Annotated in this window: 3 protein-coding genes; 2 read left to right on the plus strand and 1 reads right to left on the minus strand. The window is 38.6% G+C overall.

Annotated features, from left to right (window positions below):
• Both VXQ92_RS19570 and VXQ92_RS19575 read left to right on the plus strand, forming a co-directional pair.
• Positions 1–279: uroporphyrinogen-III C-methyltransferase (locus tag VXQ92_RS19570; RefSeq protein WP_416682915.1), on the plus strand; the 279-nt coding region annotated here is incomplete at its 5' end.
• Positions 280–357: 78 nt separating this feature from the next.
• Positions 358–831, plus strand: a complete 474-nt coding sequence (locus VXQ92_RS19575; protein WP_000582205.1) for a tRNA (cytidine(34)-2'-O)-methyltransferase — start codon at positions 358–360, stop codon at positions 829–831.
• A gap of 49 nt (positions 832–880) precedes the next feature.
• Here the strand turns inward: VXQ92_RS19575 and VXQ92_RS19580 are convergent.
• A partial coding sequence (locus VXQ92_RS19580; RefSeq protein ID WP_416682916.1) for a winged helix-turn-helix transcriptional regulator occupies positions 881–1,176 on the minus strand: 296 nt, incomplete at its 5' end.

Here is a 1,176-nt window from a genome sequence, read left to right on the forward strand (position 1 = left end):
GAGTTACCTTGGAACGAACTGGTATACGAAAACCAGACATTAGTACTGTATATGGGGTTGGTGGGATTAGAGCGTATTTGTGAGCAGCTGATTGCGCATGGACAACGTCCAGATATGCCAGTCGCATTAATTTCAAAGGGTACGACACCTGAACAGAAGGTTGTGGTGGGGTCACTTGCTGATATTGCATCTAAAGTGACAGAACATCAAATTCATGCGCCGACACTCACAATTATTGGTGAGGTTGTACGTTTGCGTGAACAGTTACAGTGGAATTAGTAGGCTTATTGATATCTGCAAAAGAGATGTAATTATTGCCTGAGCTAACCCCAATAAGTAATTTAAGTGAGTAATTAAGTGATTCATGTTGTTCTATACGAGCCTGAGATTCCTGCTAACACAGGTAATATTATTCGTCTATGCGCGAATACAGGCGCTCAATTGCATTTAGTTAAGCCTTTAGGTTTTGAACTTGATGATAAAAAGCTTAAACGTGCAGGGCTTGATTATCATGAATGGGCAAGAATGCAAATTTGGGACAACATAGAGCTTTGTCTTGCGGACTTAAAAGCAAAAGGTGTTGAGCATGTTTTTCCTTTAACTACGAAGGGTTCTGCTACGCCTCATACAGTTGATTTAAATAAACCTGTGGCTTTATTGATGGGTCCAGAAACACGCGGCTTGCCTGAACATGTTCGTCTGATGTTCCCTCAAGAACAATGGATTCGTTTACCAATGGCAGAAAACTCAAGAAGTTTAAACTTATCTAATGCAACTGCCGTAATTGTATATGAAGCATGGCGTCAGCAAGGCTTTAAAAAATTAGGTTAATTTCTTAAGTACTAAATAAAAATAAGGCCCTTAGTGGCCTTATTTTTATTTAAGCTTGTTCTAGTATTTTTTCGTCATAGATGATTTGGGCTGCTAAAACTTGCTCAATATTAGTTTCAGCCCATTCTTTTAACTGGTATGCCATAGCAGCTACATTTTGCCCAAGTGGCGTGAGGGAATAATCGACACGAATAGGGGAAGTATCCTGAATTTTTCGTTCGATAAAACCGTCTCTCTCTAACATTTTTAACTTCTGAGACAAGACTTTAGGTGAAATCCCTTCAATATTTTTTTTAAGTAAGTTGAAGTGCTGAGTTTCATGCTCAAGAATATTTAAGATGAGTA

Source organism: Acinetobacter sp. 228, assembly GCF_048147885.1.